Source organism: Chitinophaga niabensis (assembly GCF_039545795.1).
In the GTDB taxonomy this organism is placed as follows: domain Bacteria; phylum Bacteroidota; class Bacteroidia; order Chitinophagales; family Chitinophagaceae; genus Chitinophaga; species Chitinophaga niabensis_B.
This window is the reverse complement of the sequence record NZ_CP154260.1, coordinates 4,382,882-4,398,545: the sequence shown is the minus strand read 5'-3', so window position 1 is coordinate 4,398,545 and position 15,664 is coordinate 4,382,882. Positions and strand designations below refer to the sequence as shown.

At 45.7% G+C, this 15,664-nt stretch carries 13 protein-coding genes; 4 read left to right on the top strand and 9 right to left on the bottom strand.

Annotated features, from left to right (window positions below):
• The first annotated feature begins 48 nt into the window (after positions 1 to 48).
• Positions 49 to 2,502, top strand: coding sequence for a hypothetical protein (locus AAHN97_RS17320; RefSeq protein ID WP_343303317.1), 2,454 nt, complete (start codon positions 49 to 51; stop codon positions 2,500 to 2,502).
• 216 nt (positions 2,503 to 2,718) lie between these two features.
• Here AAHN97_RS17320 and kdsA read toward each other — a convergent pair whose 3' ends face one another.
• Entirely contained in the window at positions 2,719 to 3,543 is an 825-nt protein-coding gene (kdsA, locus tag AAHN97_RS17315) for a 3-deoxy-8-phosphooctulonate synthase (protein ID WP_343303316.1), read from the bottom strand.
• Between the two features lie 128 nt (positions 3,544 to 3,671).
• Between kdsA and AAHN97_RS17310 the strand changes: the two genes are divergently transcribed.
• From AAHN97_RS17310 to AAHN97_RS17300, 3 genes are all read left to right on the top strand, one after another.
• Entirely contained in the window at positions 3,672 to 4,631 is a 960-nt protein-coding gene (locus AAHN97_RS17310; protein WP_343303315.1) for an NAD-dependent epimerase/dehydratase family protein, read from the top strand.
• Between the two features lie 89 nt (positions 4,632 to 4,720).
• Complete coding sequence (locus AAHN97_RS17305; RefSeq protein WP_343303314.1) at positions 4,721 to 6,292, top strand: hypothetical protein; 1,572 nt, start codon at positions 4,721 to 4,723, stop codon at positions 6,290 to 6,292.
• Positions 6,293 to 6,560: 268 nt separating this feature from the next.
• Positions 6,561 to 8,123 carry a hypothetical protein gene (locus tag AAHN97_RS17300; RefSeq protein ID WP_343303313.1) on the top strand — a complete coding sequence of 521 codons (1,563 nt, stop codon included), beginning with the start codon at positions 6,561 to 6,563 and terminating at the stop codon, positions 8,121 to 8,123.
• Between the two features lie 55 nt (positions 8,124 to 8,178).
• Here the strand turns inward: AAHN97_RS17300 and AAHN97_RS17295 are convergent, their stop codons facing one another.
• The 8 genes from AAHN97_RS17295 to AAHN97_RS17260 all read right to left on the bottom strand — a co-directional run bounded on the left by AAHN97_RS17295 (position 8,179) and on the right by AAHN97_RS17260 (position 15,663).
• Entirely contained in the window at positions 8,179 to 9,423 is a 1,245-nt protein-coding gene (locus AAHN97_RS17295; protein ID WP_343303312.1) for a sulfate adenylyltransferase subunit 1, read from the bottom strand.
• A gap of 18 nt (positions 9,424 to 9,441) precedes the next feature.
• Positions 9,442 to 10,347 (bottom strand): sulfate adenylyltransferase subunit CysD, encoded by a 906-nt coding sequence (cysD, locus tag AAHN97_RS17290; RefSeq protein ID WP_074243033.1) that lies wholly within the window; start codon positions 10,345 to 10,347, stop codon positions 9,442 to 9,444.
• Positions 10,348 to 10,366: 19 nt separating this feature from the next.
• The gene (locus tag AAHN97_RS17285) at positions 10,367 to 11,056 is read right to left on the bottom strand and encodes a phosphoadenylyl-sulfate reductase (RefSeq protein ID WP_343303311.1); all 690 of its coding nucleotides are present in this window, start codon (positions 11,054 to 11,056) and stop codon (positions 10,367 to 10,369) included.
• Positions 11,057 to 11,597: 541 nt separating this feature from the next.
• Positions 11,598 to 12,710, bottom strand: coding sequence for a fatty acid desaturase family protein (locus tag AAHN97_RS17280; RefSeq protein ID WP_343303310.1), 1,113 nt, complete (start codon positions 12,708 to 12,710; stop codon positions 11,598 to 11,600).
• A gap of 217 nt (positions 12,711 to 12,927) precedes the next feature.
• A complete protein-coding gene (locus AAHN97_RS17275) occupies positions 12,928 to 13,548 on the bottom strand; it encodes a hypothetical protein (protein ID WP_343303309.1) in 621 nt (206 codons plus the stop codon).
• A 224-nt stretch (positions 13,549 to 13,772) separates the two neighbouring features.
• Positions 13,773 to 14,189 (bottom strand): RrF2 family transcriptional regulator, encoded by a 417-nt coding sequence (locus tag AAHN97_RS17270; RefSeq protein WP_343303307.1) that lies wholly within the window; start codon positions 14,187 to 14,189, stop codon positions 13,773 to 13,775.
• An 84-nt stretch (positions 14,190 to 14,273) separates the two neighbouring features.
• Entirely contained in the window at positions 14,274 to 14,990 is a 717-nt protein-coding gene (gene dapB, locus AAHN97_RS17265) for a 4-hydroxy-tetrahydrodipicolinate reductase (protein WP_343303306.1), read from the bottom strand.
• Positions 14,991 to 15,009: 19 nt separating this feature from the next.
• Entirely contained in the window at positions 15,010 to 15,663 is a 654-nt protein-coding gene (locus AAHN97_RS17260) for a DUF5683 domain-containing protein (RefSeq protein WP_343303305.1), read from the bottom strand.
• Position 15,664 lies beyond the last annotated feature (1 nt).

The window sequence follows — 15,664 nt, the reverse complement described above, 5'->3', positions numbered from 1 at the left end:
AGATTCCTTGTGCCTTACATTCAACATACAGTTTAAATTATTTTTAACATGAGAACAGGGCTATTCTTTGCGCTCCTCTTATTGATGGCTTTCCGTTTGCCGGAAGGGGTGGAACTTACAACAGATTATATCCGTCTTCGTTTGGACGGATCAGGGAACATGATCAGCTTAACGGATAAAGCTACCGCCAGGGAATTGATCCCACAGGGCCAGCCGGCTCCTTTGCTTTCCCTCTACAAGGATTCCGTATATACTTATCCGGCTTCCCTCTCTTACAACACTGCAAAAAAACAGATCACGCTAAAGTATAAGAATGGGGCTGTTGCTCTTGTTGCCGTTGCCAGTAAAGGAAAATACATCCGCTTCGAACTATTGTCATTAGCCCCGCGTAAAGGTGTGCAGGCGGTAGTGTGGGGGCCTTATCCCACTACCATCAGTAAACTGATCGGAGAAACAGTAGGGGTAGTAAGAGATGACACATTTGCCGTAGGTGTGCAGGCACTGAAGATCAATACCACAGAAGGTATTCCCGATGATGGGGATAACGCAGGCGGCGGTTCCTTTTATGATCCGTTACCAGGGCAAACATTACCCGCTGCCTTACAGGATAAGATAGGCCAGCCCGTGCAAACGGATGTGAACACAGATGGGGATATGCCTGCGTATGTAAGGATGTACAGGGGAAGCCTTGCCGTTAAAAAACCTTATGGCAGTGACCTGCGGCTCTTTTCCAGGGACCGGCGCATACCGCGTGTCATTGGCAGCGGCGCCACATTGCAACAGGTTCAACCGGTGAATGCAGACCTGGCAGGCAGTGCTATTGCATTATTCGGATGCCCTGCTAACGCGGCACTGGATGTAATAGAACAGATTGAAACGGGAGAAGGATTGCCGCATCCCATGCTGGATGGTGTATGGATCAAACGTTCTCCCCGGATGTCTGAAGCCTATCTCATGTACGAAGGAAAAAGTATAGAGAATGCTTTGCAATATGCCAAAGAAGGTAATTTCAGATTGGTGCACATCGGTGATATCTTCAAAAGCTGGGGGCATTTCAGATTGGAAACAGGCCGGTTCCCCAATGGCGCAGCAGATGTGAAACAGTACACAGCCAAAGCAAAGGCAGCAGGCATTTCCGTAGGTGTGCATACCCTCACTACTTTCACCGGCACCAATGATCCTTATGTAACACCTGTACCTTCAGACAGCCTGATGAAATCCGGCAGTTCCATATTGGCCAAAGACCTGGGTGAAAATGATGAAGTGGTATATGTGAAAGATCCATCCTGGTTCCGCAACATGGGGCTTACACGCACTATTAAGATCGGTAATGAACTGATCGGTTATAAAGGCATCGCTGATAATGCTTTAACAGGCTGTATAAGAGGGCAATTCAAAACAACCAAAAGCACACATAAAACTGGCGCTGTTGTAGAGAAATTAGTGAACAGCGGTTACAGTGGTTTTCTGCCGGATATTCATTTACAGGATACCTATGCCCGCAGGCTGGCGGAAGTATGTAATGAAACTGGTGTAGACCTTATGGACTTTGATGGTTTTGAAGCATTGGGTTACACCGGCCATGGTACTTATGCGGAGAACAGGTTTGTAGATCTCTGGTATCGCAACCTTGACCGTTACCGCATGACCTGTGGTGCCAGTACATCTCATTATTACTGGCATATCTATTCCTTCATGAACTGGGGAGAGCCCTGGTACAGTGCATTACGGAAAAGCCAGGTGAATTACCGCATAGAAAACCAGCGTTACTTTGAACGCAATCTTATGCCGGGTATGCTGGGCTGGTTTAAAATGGAGCCCACTTACCGTCCTGAAGAAATAGAATGGATCCAGGCAAGGAGTGCTGCATTCAATGCCGGATATTTATTAAGAGTTGATGAGAATATAGAAAAGAACGGTTACAAAGCAGCCTTGTTCGAAGCCGTGCGCGAATGGCAGAAAGCACGTAATACAAAAGCGTTCACACCGGAACAGATCGAAAAGTTCAAAGACCCAACGAATGAATTTCATCTTGAAAAAAAAGGCGAAGGTAACTGGAACCTGTATCCTGTAAAACTGATCACTGACCTGGCGCACAAATACAAAATGATGCAGACGGGTGAACCGGTGACCTCAAAGTTCAAAGTGAATAATCCCTACGATGCACAACCCGTAAAGTTCTACATCATAGCAGAAGCAGTGGAAGGAAATAAAACAGAAACGGTAACGGGTATACGGATCATCATCAACGGTCTTCCCCCCATTGAAATAGACGGGCCGGTAAAAGCAGGCGATAAATTCATTTGCGATGGGCAAGCCATTTATCAATGCGATGGTTTTTGGAATAACAGGAAGGAAATAAAAGTAGGCAGTTTACCACAATGGCAGGCCGGGGAAAATGAAATAACAGTGAAGAGTGATTTCTCCGGGGAGCAGGGACCATCACTGAAATTTGATATTAAGTTCTCTGGAGCTGCGGAAAAAGTGGGGAAGTTGTTTTAGGAGGAGGTATCAGGAAAGTAATGAATCTTAGAGCAACTAAAAAGGGCCGTATCAGTTTTGATAACGGCCCTTTGTTTTGAATATGGTTGCAGAACTTCAGCGTTTGATACTGCGATATGTTTTGCATATAGTGGCAGATCTTCAGCATTTGATACTGCCTGGGCTGCATTATGTTTTACATTCGGTATTACTTACAGCAGCGCAGGTGTTCAGTTCCTACGCTTTCACATACACCGCTTCCCTGATCCGGACCAGCTCTTCCAGCAATGGTTCCAGCAGATCAAGCCGGAGTACATTGGCACCGTCTGATTTAGCTTTTGCCGGCTCAGGATGTGTTTCAATGAACAAACCATTTGCACCGGTAGCAATTGCCGCTTTGGCAATAGTGCCGATCATTTTGGGATTACCGCCGGTAACACCGGATGTTTGGTTAGGTTGCTGCAATGAGTGTGTGCAATCCATGATCACCGGAACGCCCAGTTCTTTCATGATGGGAATATTACGATAATCCACCACAAGATCCTGGTACCCGAAAGTAGTGCCCCTTTCTGTAAGCATCACATGTTTATTACCTGCCTGCTCAATCTTCTCTACCGCAAACTTCATGGCTTCCCCACTGGCGAACTGCCCTTTCTTCACATTCACAAACTTGCCGGTATCCGCAGCAGCCAGTAAAATATCCGTCTGGCGGCAAAGGAAGGCAGGGATCTGTAATACATCCACATAAGCAGCAGCCATAGCAGCTTCTGCAGCGGAGTGAATATCTGAAGTAACAGGGAGGTTAAAGGTTTGTCCTACTTTCTGCAAAAGGTCCAGCCCCTCCACATCACCAATACCGGTAAAGGAATTGATACTTGTTCTGTTGGCTTTACGGTAAGATGCTTTAAACACGTAAGGAATATTCAGCCTTTTGCAGATAGCAGATACTTTTTCAGCGATGCCCATCACCAGGTCTTCGTCTTCGATCACACAGGGACCAGCAATAAGAAAGAAGTTTTCAGGATTGTATTGTTCTTTAAATAGTGCTTTTAACGTTTTCATGGCGCAAAATTAAGGTTAATTACAGAGAATAGGTTGGATTGTTATCGTATTGTCATTGTTTGCATCCCCCATTCATTTAATATTGTGTCAGGAACATAAATTTGGGCACAAAATCTACAACCACCAATATGAAGAAAGATAAGATACTGGTAATTGGCGCATGCGGCCAGATCGGCGTGGAATTAACGCTGGCCCTGCGCAAAATGTATGGCGATAATAACGTAGTGGCATCCGACCTCCGCGAAGAGCACGACCTGCTGAAAGGTACCGGCCCTTATGTGTCGCTGGACGTGATGAACAAAGAAATGCTGCATGTACTGGTTATCCGTCACAACATTACCCAGGTCTATCTGCTGGCTGCCATCCTTTCCGCTACCGGGGAAAAGAACCCCCTGCTGGCCTGGCACATCAATATGCAAAGCCTGCTCAACGTGCTGGACATTGCCAAGGAAGAGGGGCTGGACAAGATCTACTGGCCCAGTTCCATCGCCGTATTCGGCCCCAATTCACCTAAAGAAGATACACCACAGCATACCATCATTGAGCCGACCACCATTTACGGTATCAGTAAGTTTGCCGGCGAGCGCTGGTGCGAATATTACAACCACCGCTATGGTATAGACGTACGCAGCCTGCGTTATCCCGGCCTGATCAGCTATAAATCTGCCCCGGGTGGCGGTACTACGGATTATGCTGTAGAGATCTACCACGAAGCCCTGGAAGAAGGCAGCTACAAATGTTTCCTTTCAGAAGATACCTATCTGCCGATGATGTATATGCCGGATGCCATCCGTGCCACAATTGAACTGATGGAGGCCGATAGTGCAAAGATCAAGGTACGTTCTGCATATAACCTGTCTGGCATGAGCTTCTCCCCTAAAGAGATCGCCGCTGCCATCAAACAACATATTCCGGCTTTCAGTATCAGCTACGAACCCGACTACCGCCAGCAGATTGCCAACGGCTGGCCCCAAAGTATCGATGACGGCCTGGCCGGACAGGATTGGGGCTGGAAACCGGAGTTCAACCTCGAAAAGATGACCGAGGATATGCTCAGGAACCTCAGACAGCAGAAAGGAATAAAATAAATTAAAAAGCAGGACCAGAAATCCTGCTTTTTTTAATGCCTTATATATTATATAATATTGTATATTGGCGCCCGAACCTATACACTTATATGAAAAAGCTTTTATCCCTGTATGTGTTGTTAACCATACACCTGGCAGTAACTGCCCAGTTTAAAACAATCGCAGAAAGCCCGGAATTCAATGAAGATGAAGAAGGATATGCCAAAGTATTGCAGTTAACAAACGGTAATACCATCTACTTACACTTCAGCATCAGGCACGGCATTAATGTACAAATGTATGATGCGGCCTACAAGCAGATCTCAAAAAAGGATATTGAACCATCATATGGCAAACTGAGAGGTGGGGATTTTGACGGCATCTTTGAAACAAAAGGAGATGTAACCGTATTGCTTAGTGAACGTACAGACAGGCATCCTATTTTACGCCGGCTCACCTTTGACGGTAAGAACGGCGGGCTTAAAAAGGAAGAAGTACTGGTAGACCTGGATGAGCGGAAATTCAGAGGCAAACGTTACAGCAATGGCTCCAGTTCAGATTTCTTTTTAGTAAAGGATCCCAGCAGTGCATGTTTTGCCGTGATCACCGAGAAGAATGACCCCGGATTGGAGATCATACATTACGGGGAGGACAACAATATTGTCAGCCGGGCAGATCTGCCGGACTTTCAGGGCGATGAGATCTATTTCTCCCCTAAAGATTTTGTTGTAATGGGTGATCAGCGGATCTATTTATTGGGTTATCAAGCTGCAACCAGTACCAAAGACAAAGACCGGAAAACGGAGATGCTGCTGGCCACACTGGAAAAAGGCAGTAACAGCTTCCAGATCACGCGATTGAAATTCCCGAAAGATGAAATTATCGAAGGCGGCCTGATCAAATACAATAGCGTCAAAAACGAATTGATCATGCTGCAGGCTGTGGAAAGAAAAGTAGAAAAAAGATACCACACCGTCACTTTCCAGTCTACCTATGATCTGGCTAAAAAGGAGGTTTCAGCAGCAAAGGAGATTTCCCTTGCAAAAGCAGACGAGAAAAGCAGGGAATTGTTCGGCAAGAAGAATAATTATGAGGGTATACCACAAAATGTATACTTCAAACCAGACGGATCTTATTACATCCTGTTTGAAGAAAATGAAGTGGAGTGGTTAACAGATTCAAAAGGCCGTACAAGAGGAACCCTTACTACCCTGGGGGATCTCGCTGCCATCCATTATGACCCGCAGGGGAAAGAAACAGGCTGCTGGATGATGCCTAAAAGAGTTATCATTCCGGAAGTGAAATTTGGTCTTTTCTATCATAAACTCCGGGAGCATACTGCCGAGTGGATGGAAAATGCCAATCAGTTTAAGTTCTTTAATTTCCTGAGCAGTCCTGCACAGGATTATATCCTGATCAATGACAGAGGAGAGAATGGGGATCCAGAAAACAGGAAGGTAAGTGCGATGAGGTCTGTGAGCGGCTGTTCAGCCTATTTTTACAAACTGGGTGGCAAAGCCACCATCCCGGAACGTGATCTCTTTTTCAATGCGGCCGGTGATGATAAAGAGAAAAATCTGGGCATTTTCATTATTGCAGATTACCAGGCTGCAAAGAACAGTTATGTTACCATTAAAACTACAAAAGGTAAGTCCAGATTAGTGTGGATGAAGCCGGAATAATATTATACGACATAAAAGCAAGGGCCGGAAACCGTCGTTTCCGGCCCTTGCTGTTTAAAACCCTCAGGATCAACCTAGCAGGATAAGCCTTTTTTTAAACATAGATAACCCGTATATAAGCCGTATCTATAAGGGACGGCTTATATACGGCTTATATACGGGTTATATACGACTTATATACGGCTTATCTTGTCTTAGCATACAGGATAATAATACCTATATGTATTATTTATTATTAGTATATTACATCGTATTATCCTATGAAAAAATGAGAAGAGCCTTATCCCTCTGCCTTTTGGCAGTATTTCCCTTTGCGCTGCATGCCCAGATCAGGACAATTGCAGAGAGCCCTTCCTTTGAGGAGCCTTCCGGAGGCCTTGCCCGCATCCTGCAGTTGAAGAATGGCAACACCCTGTATGTACATTTTCCCTCCAGAGGGGTCAATATCCAGCTATATGATTCCAGCCACCGGCGGGTGGACACCATCGCCGGGGAATCCACTTTTGCCCATATCAGGAATGGTAACCTGGACGCTATTTTTGAATCGCAGGGGAATGCCACGGTGCTGTATAGTGTGAAGGAAAGCAAACGTCCCCTTCTGGTGAGGCTGACTATTGATGCCGGAACAGGACAATTACTTCGGGAGGATACGGTGGCTAATTTGGATAAAGTGAACCGCCGCAAAAAGAAAATGAGCAGTTCGGACTTCCTGGTGATCAAAGACCCCTACAGCGAAAACTATGCGGTATGGATGTATGCCAACATGGAAGAGGCGGACGCAGGATATGAGATCGTGCATTACGCAGCAGACCATCATGAGATCAGCCGTGCACGTTTTACCGGCCCTGATAACGAAACAAGGTTCCAGTACTGGGATATGGTGGTAATAGGCGATAAAAAGCTCTGTATCCTCGGTATGGCACAGAATGCTGCCTATGAGGTGGCCAGCAGCGAAATGAAGCTGGCAACGCTGGAAAAAGGGCATATCTTCTTCCGTTTCTCTTCCCTTTCTTTCCCTAAAGGCGTAGCGGTACAGGGAGGATTTGTAAAATACAATCCATACACGGACCAGCTGATCCTTTTAGAGGCGCATCAGAAAGAAGATAAAAAAATGACCACCTGGCTCACCACGGTACAATTGAGTACAATGGAAGCAGCAGCAGCCAAAGAGATCTTCCCGGATAAAGCTAACCTGAAAAGCCTGGAAGTATTTGGCCCTAAAGCACCTTATGAAGGGGTGCCGCAGAATGTATTCATTAAAAAGGACGGTGGCTACTCCGTGGTGTTTGAAGAGCTGGACAATTTTGTGCGGTTGGTGAATAGTGTACCGGTGGTGATCAGCACCATCCTTTCCAACGTAGCAGTGATAGATATGGATGCGGAAGGGAAGGAGGTCAATACCTGGATGGTGCCTAAAAGGCAATTGAATCCCGGCCTGATCATGAAAGCCTTTTATCAGAAGAACCGCGAGAATGCCACAGATAAAATTGATCTTTCAGATCAGTATAAATTCTTCTCTTACGTTCCCGGCGCTAAACATGATTACATCCTGATGAATGACCTGGAAGAGAATAAAGAGAAACTGGAGAAAGGAAAATTGACGGTGATGCGCGATGCCCGTGAAGGCAATGGTTTCTATTATGCGTTGGAAGGAAAGGAGATCATTCCTGCAAGGAATGTGGTGTTCCCCGTTGATGTGGAAAAGAAACAAAGACATATTGCATTGTTCTCTATGGCGGACTACGACATAGACAGAAATACGCTCGTAACGCTTAAACGCTCACAGGAAAGCAGGAGAGATGTGAAGTTGGTTTGGTTGAATGTGCATTAATTGCAAAAGCCGGAAGTAATACCTCCGGCTTTTTTTATTTTAGTTGACATATGGCTTAATCCACAAAACCCACCGCAACGGTTGCATTGCTGAATTCATCCACCAGGATGAAGGTGCCGTTTGCGGGGTTGGCCTGGTAGGCATCTGCAAATACAGGCTGGGCTGTTTTTAAAGTGATCTTACCGATATCATTCAATCCCATTTCCGTTTTCTCCTCTACACGGTTAGTGGTCACTTCTACCACGTTATGCAGTTGCTGCACTTTTGCTTTGATGCGGTTGGCACCATGCTGCAACAGGTAGGTTTTACCTGCACTGAGTTTTTGCTGGTCCATCCAGCAGATGTGTGCAACAATCTCCTTGCGGCCTTCCGGAATGTTATCCGGTGTTACCAGCAGGTTACCACGACTGATATCTATTTCATCTTCCAGCGTGATCACCACACTTTCTGTAGCATGTGCCGCATCCAGTTGCTGTTCAAACTTTTCAATTGATTTGATCTTACTGCGCTGACCATTGGGCAGGGAAACAATTTCCGCACCTACATGAAAACTGCCGCTGGCCACCTTTCCGGCGAAACCGCGGAAGTCGTGATGCAGCTCTGTTTTAGGGCGGATCACATACTGTACGGGGAAACGCGCAGGATGCTGACGATCTGTTGCATCCAGTTCAATTTCTTCCAGGTATTCCAGCAGGGGCAGGCTTTTGTACCAGCTGATCTTTTCTGTTCTTGTTACCACATTTTCTCCGTAGAGAGAAGAGATGGGGATGAACTTCACTTCTTTATCTTCATAGAAAGAGCCTTTCAGCAATTGCTGAAAATCTTCCGTGATCTGGTTAAAGCGGGCCTCATCATATTCCACGAGGTCCATTTTATTGATACATACTACCAGGTGCGGAATGCGCAGCATGCAGGCAATGAAGAAGTGGCGGTAAGTTTGTTCAACAATACCTTTCCTTGCATCGATCAGGATGAGTGATACCTGTGCAGTGGACGCGCCGGTAACCATGTTACGGGTGTATTCAAAGTGGCCGGGCGTATCTGCAATAATGTATTTGCGGTTAGGCGTAGAGAAGTAAATGTGTGCCACATCAATGGTGATGCCCTGTTCACGTTCAGCGATAAGGCCATCTGTGAGGAGGGAGAGGTCTGTAAAATCCAGGCCCTTGCGTTTGCTTGCAGCTGTGAGGGCTTCCATTTTATCCTGGGTGATGGATTTAGTGTCAAACAGCAAACGGCCGATGAGCGTACTCTTTCCATCATCCACACTACCTGAAGTGGTTATACGTAAAACATCCATTGTTAGTCAATTCGTAGTTTAAAAATACCCCGCGTTCTTGCGTTTTTCCATGGCGGCTTCTGAGCGCTTATCATCAATACGGGCACCTCTTTCGGAGATCTTGGCGGCCAGTATTTCCGTGATGATGTCTTCCAGTTTATCTGCTTCGGACATCACTGCTGCGGTACAGGTCATATCCCCTACTGTACGGAAACGTACTTTAGCCGGGAAGGGCTTTTCATCTTCCGTGGTGTTGAGGAAATCAGAGTAGGGCCAGTACATACCATCTCTTTCAATGATCTCTCTTTCATGAGAGAAGTAGATGGAAGGGATAGCGAGGCCTTCTTCACGGATATAATTCCAAACGTCCAGTTCCGTCCAGTTGGAGATGGGGAACACCCGAACGTTTTCACCTATGTTGATCTTACCGTTGAGATGGTCAAACAATTCAGGGCGCTGGATCTTGGAGTTCCATTGGCCGAATTCATCGCGTACGGAGAAGATCCTTTCTTTGGCGCGTGCTTTTTCCTCATCTCTGCGGGCGCCGCCAATGCAGGCATCAAACTTCAGTTCTTCAATGGCATCCAGGAGGGTAACCGTTTGTAAGGCATTCCTGCTGGCATATTTGCCGGTTTCTTCCTTTACTTTACCCTGGTTGATACTATCCTGTACATTCCGTACAATCAGTTCAAGGCCCAGTGATTCCACCAGCCAGTCGCGGAACTCGATGGTTTCGGGAAAGTTGTGGCCGGTGTCCACATGTAATAAAGGGAAGGGGATCTTACCCGGGTAAAAAGCTTTTTGTGCTAAACGTACAAGTGTGATAGAATCCTTTCCACCTGAAAAGAGGATGGCAGGCCGTTCAAACTGCGCAGCGGTTTCCCGCAGGATGTAAATTGCTTCATCCTCCAGAGCCCGCGGAAATTGCCATTGAATACTACTCATATAACGATGTTAAACTTGATCAACTAGTGTGTAAACCGCATTCTTTCTTGGATTCCTCCCACCACCACCTTCCGGCGCGGGGATGTTCTCCTGGTTCAATAGCGCGGGTACAAGGAGCGCAGCCAATGCTGATGAAACCTTTGTCGTGCAGTTTGTTATAAGGCACGTTGTGTTTATCCAGGTAGGCTGTCATTTCTTCAAACGTCCAATGGATGAGCGGATTGTATTTATAGAGCTGGCGGCCTTCGTCCCATTCCAATACCGGCATATCATGCCGGTTTTCACTTTGCTCTGCGCGGAGGCCGGTGATCCATACTTTTGTTCCCTGTAAAGCGCGGTTCAAAGGAACCACTTTACGGATGTAACAGCATTCTTTGCGGTTCTCAACAGAATCATAAAAGCTGTTCATGCCTTTTTCTTTCACCAAGGCCTCTACAGCTGCCGTTTCCGGGAAATAGATCTCGAAAGGCTGTTTATAGCGGGCCCGGGTAAGGTCCATCAGGTCATATGTTTCCTGGAAAAGCCTGCCGGTATCTAATGTAAATACCCGTACAGGCAAGTTGTTCTTCCAGATGATGTCTGCCAACACCTGGTCTTCCTGGCCAAACGACGTGGAAAAGGCAACAGCGCCGGGAAATTCCTCTGTTAAAATGCGTATTCCTGCTGCGATATCTTTCTGCTGGGCTAAAAGCCCGGGTAAATCTTTCATGTGTAGCTTCCTTCTACAATACAGCAAAAATACATAAAACCTATAAAAAAGATAGACTAAATTTAAGGAGTCCCCAAAATATAGACATCTTCTAAAAGCAGGGGAAGTACTAAAAAGCTTAAAGAAAGGGGCGGTGCCGGTTCAGGGGCTTGTAAAGCCTGGTCGGGTAACTCAAGGGCCCTGTAATGCTCAGTTCCTTTAAAAGCCTAGGGCCAGCCCCAAAGCGTTCTTCACTTTGTAGCCGGCCCTTTAACTTTCCTGGGGAACGTCAATGCTTATGATCAAAAGGTCAATTAATTCCATCCGGGATTAGCCATTGCTGAATATCTCTGCTTTAAATCGCAAACCCGTTCTCAGGGGTGGTTGTGGGGCTACCACTTCCATTTCCACTGGAACAGGCATACGTTTTTACTTTTTTTTGACGATTCTCTGCTGTATAGGGATTAGGATAATATTTAACAAGTTGTTGTTTTTCAGCCTATTAAGAGGGCAAAGATAATTTGGAGGAAAATGACCGGCAATACCTATAAATAGGTATTTTTCAGTCTTCCCGCCCCAGGATCTTAAGCATATCGGCATGTTTAGCCAGCGCCCGGCGGAAAGTAGGCTGAATATGATAGGGTAGTCCAAATGCCGCAGCCGCTGATTGTACAATGGGAGCAAGTTTTTTGTAATGCACATGGCAAATGCCGGTGAACAGATGATGTTCTATCTGAAAGTTCAATCCTCCAATGAACCATGAAAGGATCCGGTTATGCGGGGCAAAATTAGTGGTATTGGCCAGTTCATGCACAGCCCAGGAGTCCTCCATTCTTTTTGTGCCATCAACAGTTACCGGTAATGCGAATGCAGAATCTTCCATAATATGAGAAGGTTGAAAAACGCAGGAGAGATAAAGGCCTGCTGTAAAATGCATTAACAGGAACCCTGCCACAACAAAATACCAGGGCTGGCCGGAAAACAGGAGGGGCAGCACCATTATATAGGCGTAATAGAACAGTTTGTACATGGTAATGCGAAAAAGGGCCTGGGGTAAAGAGACTTTTTCTTTGATCAGCAGATCGTGGCGTTTATACCGCATTACCTGCAAATAATCTTTTGCCGTCATCCAGAATAAGGTCATTACCATATAAAAGAACCAGGCATAGATATACTGATAGCGGTGGAACCAGTACCGCGGTTGCCTGGGAGATAAACGCAGCAGCACAATACTGTCAATATCATCATCCAGGCCTGTTATATTGGTGTAGGTATGATGCAGCACATTATGCTGGATCCTCCAGTTAACCGTATATCCACCTATTATTTCGAGTATGTACCCGATGAAATTATTGATCTTTTTGTGAGGAGAATAAGTTCCGTGATTGGCATCATGCATAACGGATGTGCCTATACCCACCATTCCCCATCCCATGAGGAACCAAAGGCCAAAGAAGATCCACAGATTGCCGGCCCCGTATCCGGTAACCATTAACACATAGGGTATAAAATATAGCATCAGCATAATAGCTGTTTTTACCCACATAGCTGTGTTGGCATATGGAGAAATATTATTCACCTCAAAGTATGTTTGTACCCTGGCTGCTACTGCTTCCATGAAACTATCTTCTCCACGGGGCGCAAATCTGACGAGTTCTTTTCTTTGCGTTTTCATATAATATGGTTTTACCGGTCCTCGTAACTATCCTCAAAAACCTTGCAGAAAGAACAACCGTTGAAGGGAGCCTATTCTATGTCAAAAACAAATATTTGAACAGAGAAAAATGTGAAGTAGTGTAAAACGAAAAATGTAAGGATAAAAAAAGCCTGAAGACCGCGAAGACCTTCAGACTCAATGAAGTAAATTATGTATTAGTGATTAAAAGGCCGCCTCAGCAACCACCTTTGCGAGGGGCACGTTTATAAATTATTTTACTATCTCGTTCTACATAGTCGCCCGATACTATTGGATATGAATACTTGGGGGCGTACGATACACCACGGCTTTTTATAATTATTTTGTCGTTAACTTTCAGGTTATGCAATTGCTGAAATTCATTAGACTCTTCCAGCCCAAAACTAAGAATATAATCGTCGCCATTAATCCTGGCCATCACTCCGAAACCTAATCGTGAGCCCGGCGGAAGAGAAAGAGATGTTACAACAGCCTCCATATTGGTAAAAGCACTTATAGGCTTCCTTATTTTAGCAGCACCGGCAAGCACTTTTTTACCTTCGGGAGACGCTTCCCATTTTTTGAACTTTATACCCTCAGGGGTAGCCTCCCATTTTCTCAATCCGGCTTCCCTTTCAGCAGCAGAGAGTGGCTTTGGGATTGATTTTTCAGAATTTTCATTTTTGATTTCGTGATTAGCAAATACTAGTCCGCTTACAACAACCAGCGGCAAGATCAGTGCATAAATAACTTTTTTCATGTGTTTTGTAGTTTTAATTAACATAGATCTATCTCCTGATAGATCAGATCCGCTTAAGGCATTCATTTTATTTTTCATGTCTTAAAGTTTGATACATAGCGAAACTACCTTAATCCTTTCAGCCTGAAGGGTTAGGATTGTAAATTAAAAATGTAAACTTTGTAAATTATTGTAAATAGTGCCCTGGATTAAGGTCGCGATGGCTGCTGAATAAAGGAGGGAGGCTGGCTACATCATCTCTTTAAAAAGAAAAAGGGAAAGACCCGTGGCCTTTCCCTGCTTATATAACCCATGTAAATATGTTAGTCCCTTGTGAGGATATCTTTTAAAGACTTGTTTTCCAATAGTTTAAGTGTGGCGTCCCTTACTTTGCCCATCACTTCGTTCAGGCCACATACCGCTTCATCTTTACAGTTGTCGCAGCGTTCGTAATAGTTCAGGCTCACGCAGGGCAGGAGGGCAATAGGGCCGTCCAGCAAGCGGATGATGCGGGCCAGCGGAATTTCTTTTGGCGTACGCATGAGGTAATATCCCCCGCCTTTACCTTTTTTACTCCCTAAAATTCCGGCATTTTTCAATTCCAACAGTATATTTTCCAAAAATTTAATGGAAATATTCTTTTCGGACGCTATCTCTGATATCAGGATAGGCCCTTTGTCAACATTTTCAGCCAGATATATCAATGCGTGGAACGCATATTGTGTTTTTTTAGACAGCATGTTTAGTAATGGATCTGTAGTTTTTGCACTCCCAAAGCACAAATATAACAAAAACCGGCGTCATTTGGGGGCTATGCCCGATAGCTAGAGGCTTAGCACATCCTTCATGGTAAAGATGCCTTTCTTGCCCTTCAGCCATTCCGCTGCGGTCACAGCGCCGGCGGCAAAACCTTCGCGGGAATGTGCGGTATGGGTGATGGTGATATCGTCTATGGGAGAGCTGTAAGTGATCGTATGGGTACCGGGAGCGGGATTGATCCTTTTGGAAATGATCGCCAGCTGGGCCGGGTCTGTTGTTTCCTCATTCACCCAGCCTTTTTTACCGGGTACTTTTTCCAGGATCTGTTCTGCCAGGGTGATAGCTGTACCGCTGGGCGCATCTTTTTTCTGGGTATGGTGGATCTCTTCCATGCTCACGCCGTATGCGCTCTGCGGAGCCATCAGCTCAGCCAGGCGGCGGTTGAGTTCAAAGAAGATGTTCACGCCTATGCTGAAATTGCTGGCGTACAGGAAAGCCTGGTGTTTTTCAAGGCACTGGGATTTTACCTGCGGAAGTTTGTCCAGCCAGCCTGTTGTACCGCAAACAACGGGTACATTGGCATCAAAGCAACGAATAATATTTTCATACGCAGTTTCAGGCGTGGTAAATTCAATGGCTACATCTGCCTGTTGCAGGTGTTCTTTTTCCAGCAGGTGGCTGCTGTTAATGTCTATCCTGTGAATGATCTCGTGTCCACGGCCGAGTGCAATGGCTTCTATGGCCTGGCCCATCTTGCCGTATCCTATTAATGCTATCTTCATATCTAAAAAATGCAATGTGTTATCTGAAAGCCAGTCCCGTTTTTGCTTTACGGGGACTAAGAGAAATATTGAGCTGAATACCCAGCGCACGGTTGTTGATGATGGTGGGTGCTACGCGCAGGCTCAGATCATCACTGATATCAAACTGCCGTAAGTGCGCAAACACCGTGGCATCTACAATCTGCAGCGCATACGCTGCCACAAAGACCAATACGGAGTAATCCACATATTGCCGGTAGGCATCCCGCAGGTATTTAAGATCTTCTCCACTATACCGGGGATAGGGATCTACATATTCCGGATTGTTTAAATTGGCCACCCTTGAACGGTAAGCATTCCGGAATTCTGTGTACTTATCCATGTTAAAGATAAATACACCGGTGCTGATACCAATAGCGGCATATACGAGGGGTAATTTCCAGTATTGACGGTTGTATATCTGGCCCAGGCCCGGAAGTACGGCTGAATAGAATGCAGCTCTGCGGGGGCTGTGCAATGCTTTGTAATTGGCGAGGAGGGTATCTGTAACGGTAGGGGGCACAGTGATGGTATCCCGCATTGCAGCTTTCTCACGTTTGAGTGAGTCCATTACCAGCCGGTGTACCATTGTTGTGTCCTGCGCATGGCTTGAGAATGCAGAGAATAAAAACAGGCACAACAAGGCACGCAACATG

Excerpts from the sequence above, each read along its gene's own strand:
- AAHN97_RS17285 (WP_343303311.1), bottom strand. The coding sequence starts at position 11,056 with ATGAAAGATTTACCCGGGCTTTTAGCCCAGCAGAAAGATATCGCAGCA.
- AAHN97_RS17295 (WP_343303312.1), bottom strand. The coding sequence starts at position 9,423 with ATGGATGTTTTACGTATAACCACTTCAGGTAGTGTGGATGATGGAAAG.
- AAHN97_RS17305 (WP_343303314.1), top strand. The coding sequence starts at position 4,721 with ATGAAAAAGCTTTTATCCCTGTATGTGTTGTTAACCATACACCTGGCA.
- dapB (WP_343303306.1), bottom strand. The coding sequence starts at position 14,990 with ATGAAGATAGCATTAATAGGATACGGCAAGATGGGCCAGGCCATAGAA.
- AAHN97_RS17280 (WP_343303310.1), bottom strand. The coding sequence starts at position 12,710 with ATGAAAACGCAAAGAAAAGAACTCGTCAGATTTGCGCCCCGTGGAGAA.
- AAHN97_RS17320 (WP_343303317.1), top strand. The coding sequence starts at position 49 with ATGAGAACAGGGCTATTCTTTGCGCTCCTCTTATTGATGGCTTTCCGT.
- AAHN97_RS17275 (WP_343303309.1), bottom strand. The coding sequence starts at position 13,548 with ATGAAAAATAAAATGAATGCCTTAAGCGGATCTGATCTATCAGGAGAT.
- AAHN97_RS17300 (WP_343303313.1), top strand. The coding sequence starts at position 6,561 with ATGAGAAGAGCCTTATCCCTCTGCCTTTTGGCAGTATTTCCCTTTGCG.
- AAHN97_RS17260 (WP_343303305.1), bottom strand. The coding sequence starts at position 15,663 with ATGTTGCGTGCCTTGTTGTGCCTGTTTTTATTCTCTGCATTCTCAAGC.
- cysD (WP_074243033.1), bottom strand. The coding sequence starts at position 10,347 with ATGAGTAGTATTCAATGGCAATTTCCGCGGGCTCTGGAGGATGAAGCA.
- kdsA (WP_343303316.1), bottom strand. The coding sequence starts at position 3,543 with ATGAAAACGTTAAAAGCACTATTTAAAGAACAATACAATCCTGAAAAC.
- AAHN97_RS17310 (WP_343303315.1), top strand. The coding sequence starts at position 3,672 with ATGAAGAAAGATAAGATACTGGTAATTGGCGCATGCGGCCAGATCGGC.
- AAHN97_RS17270 (WP_343303307.1), bottom strand. The coding sequence starts at position 14,189 with ATGCTGTCTAAAAAAACACAATATGCGTTCCACGCATTGATATATCTG.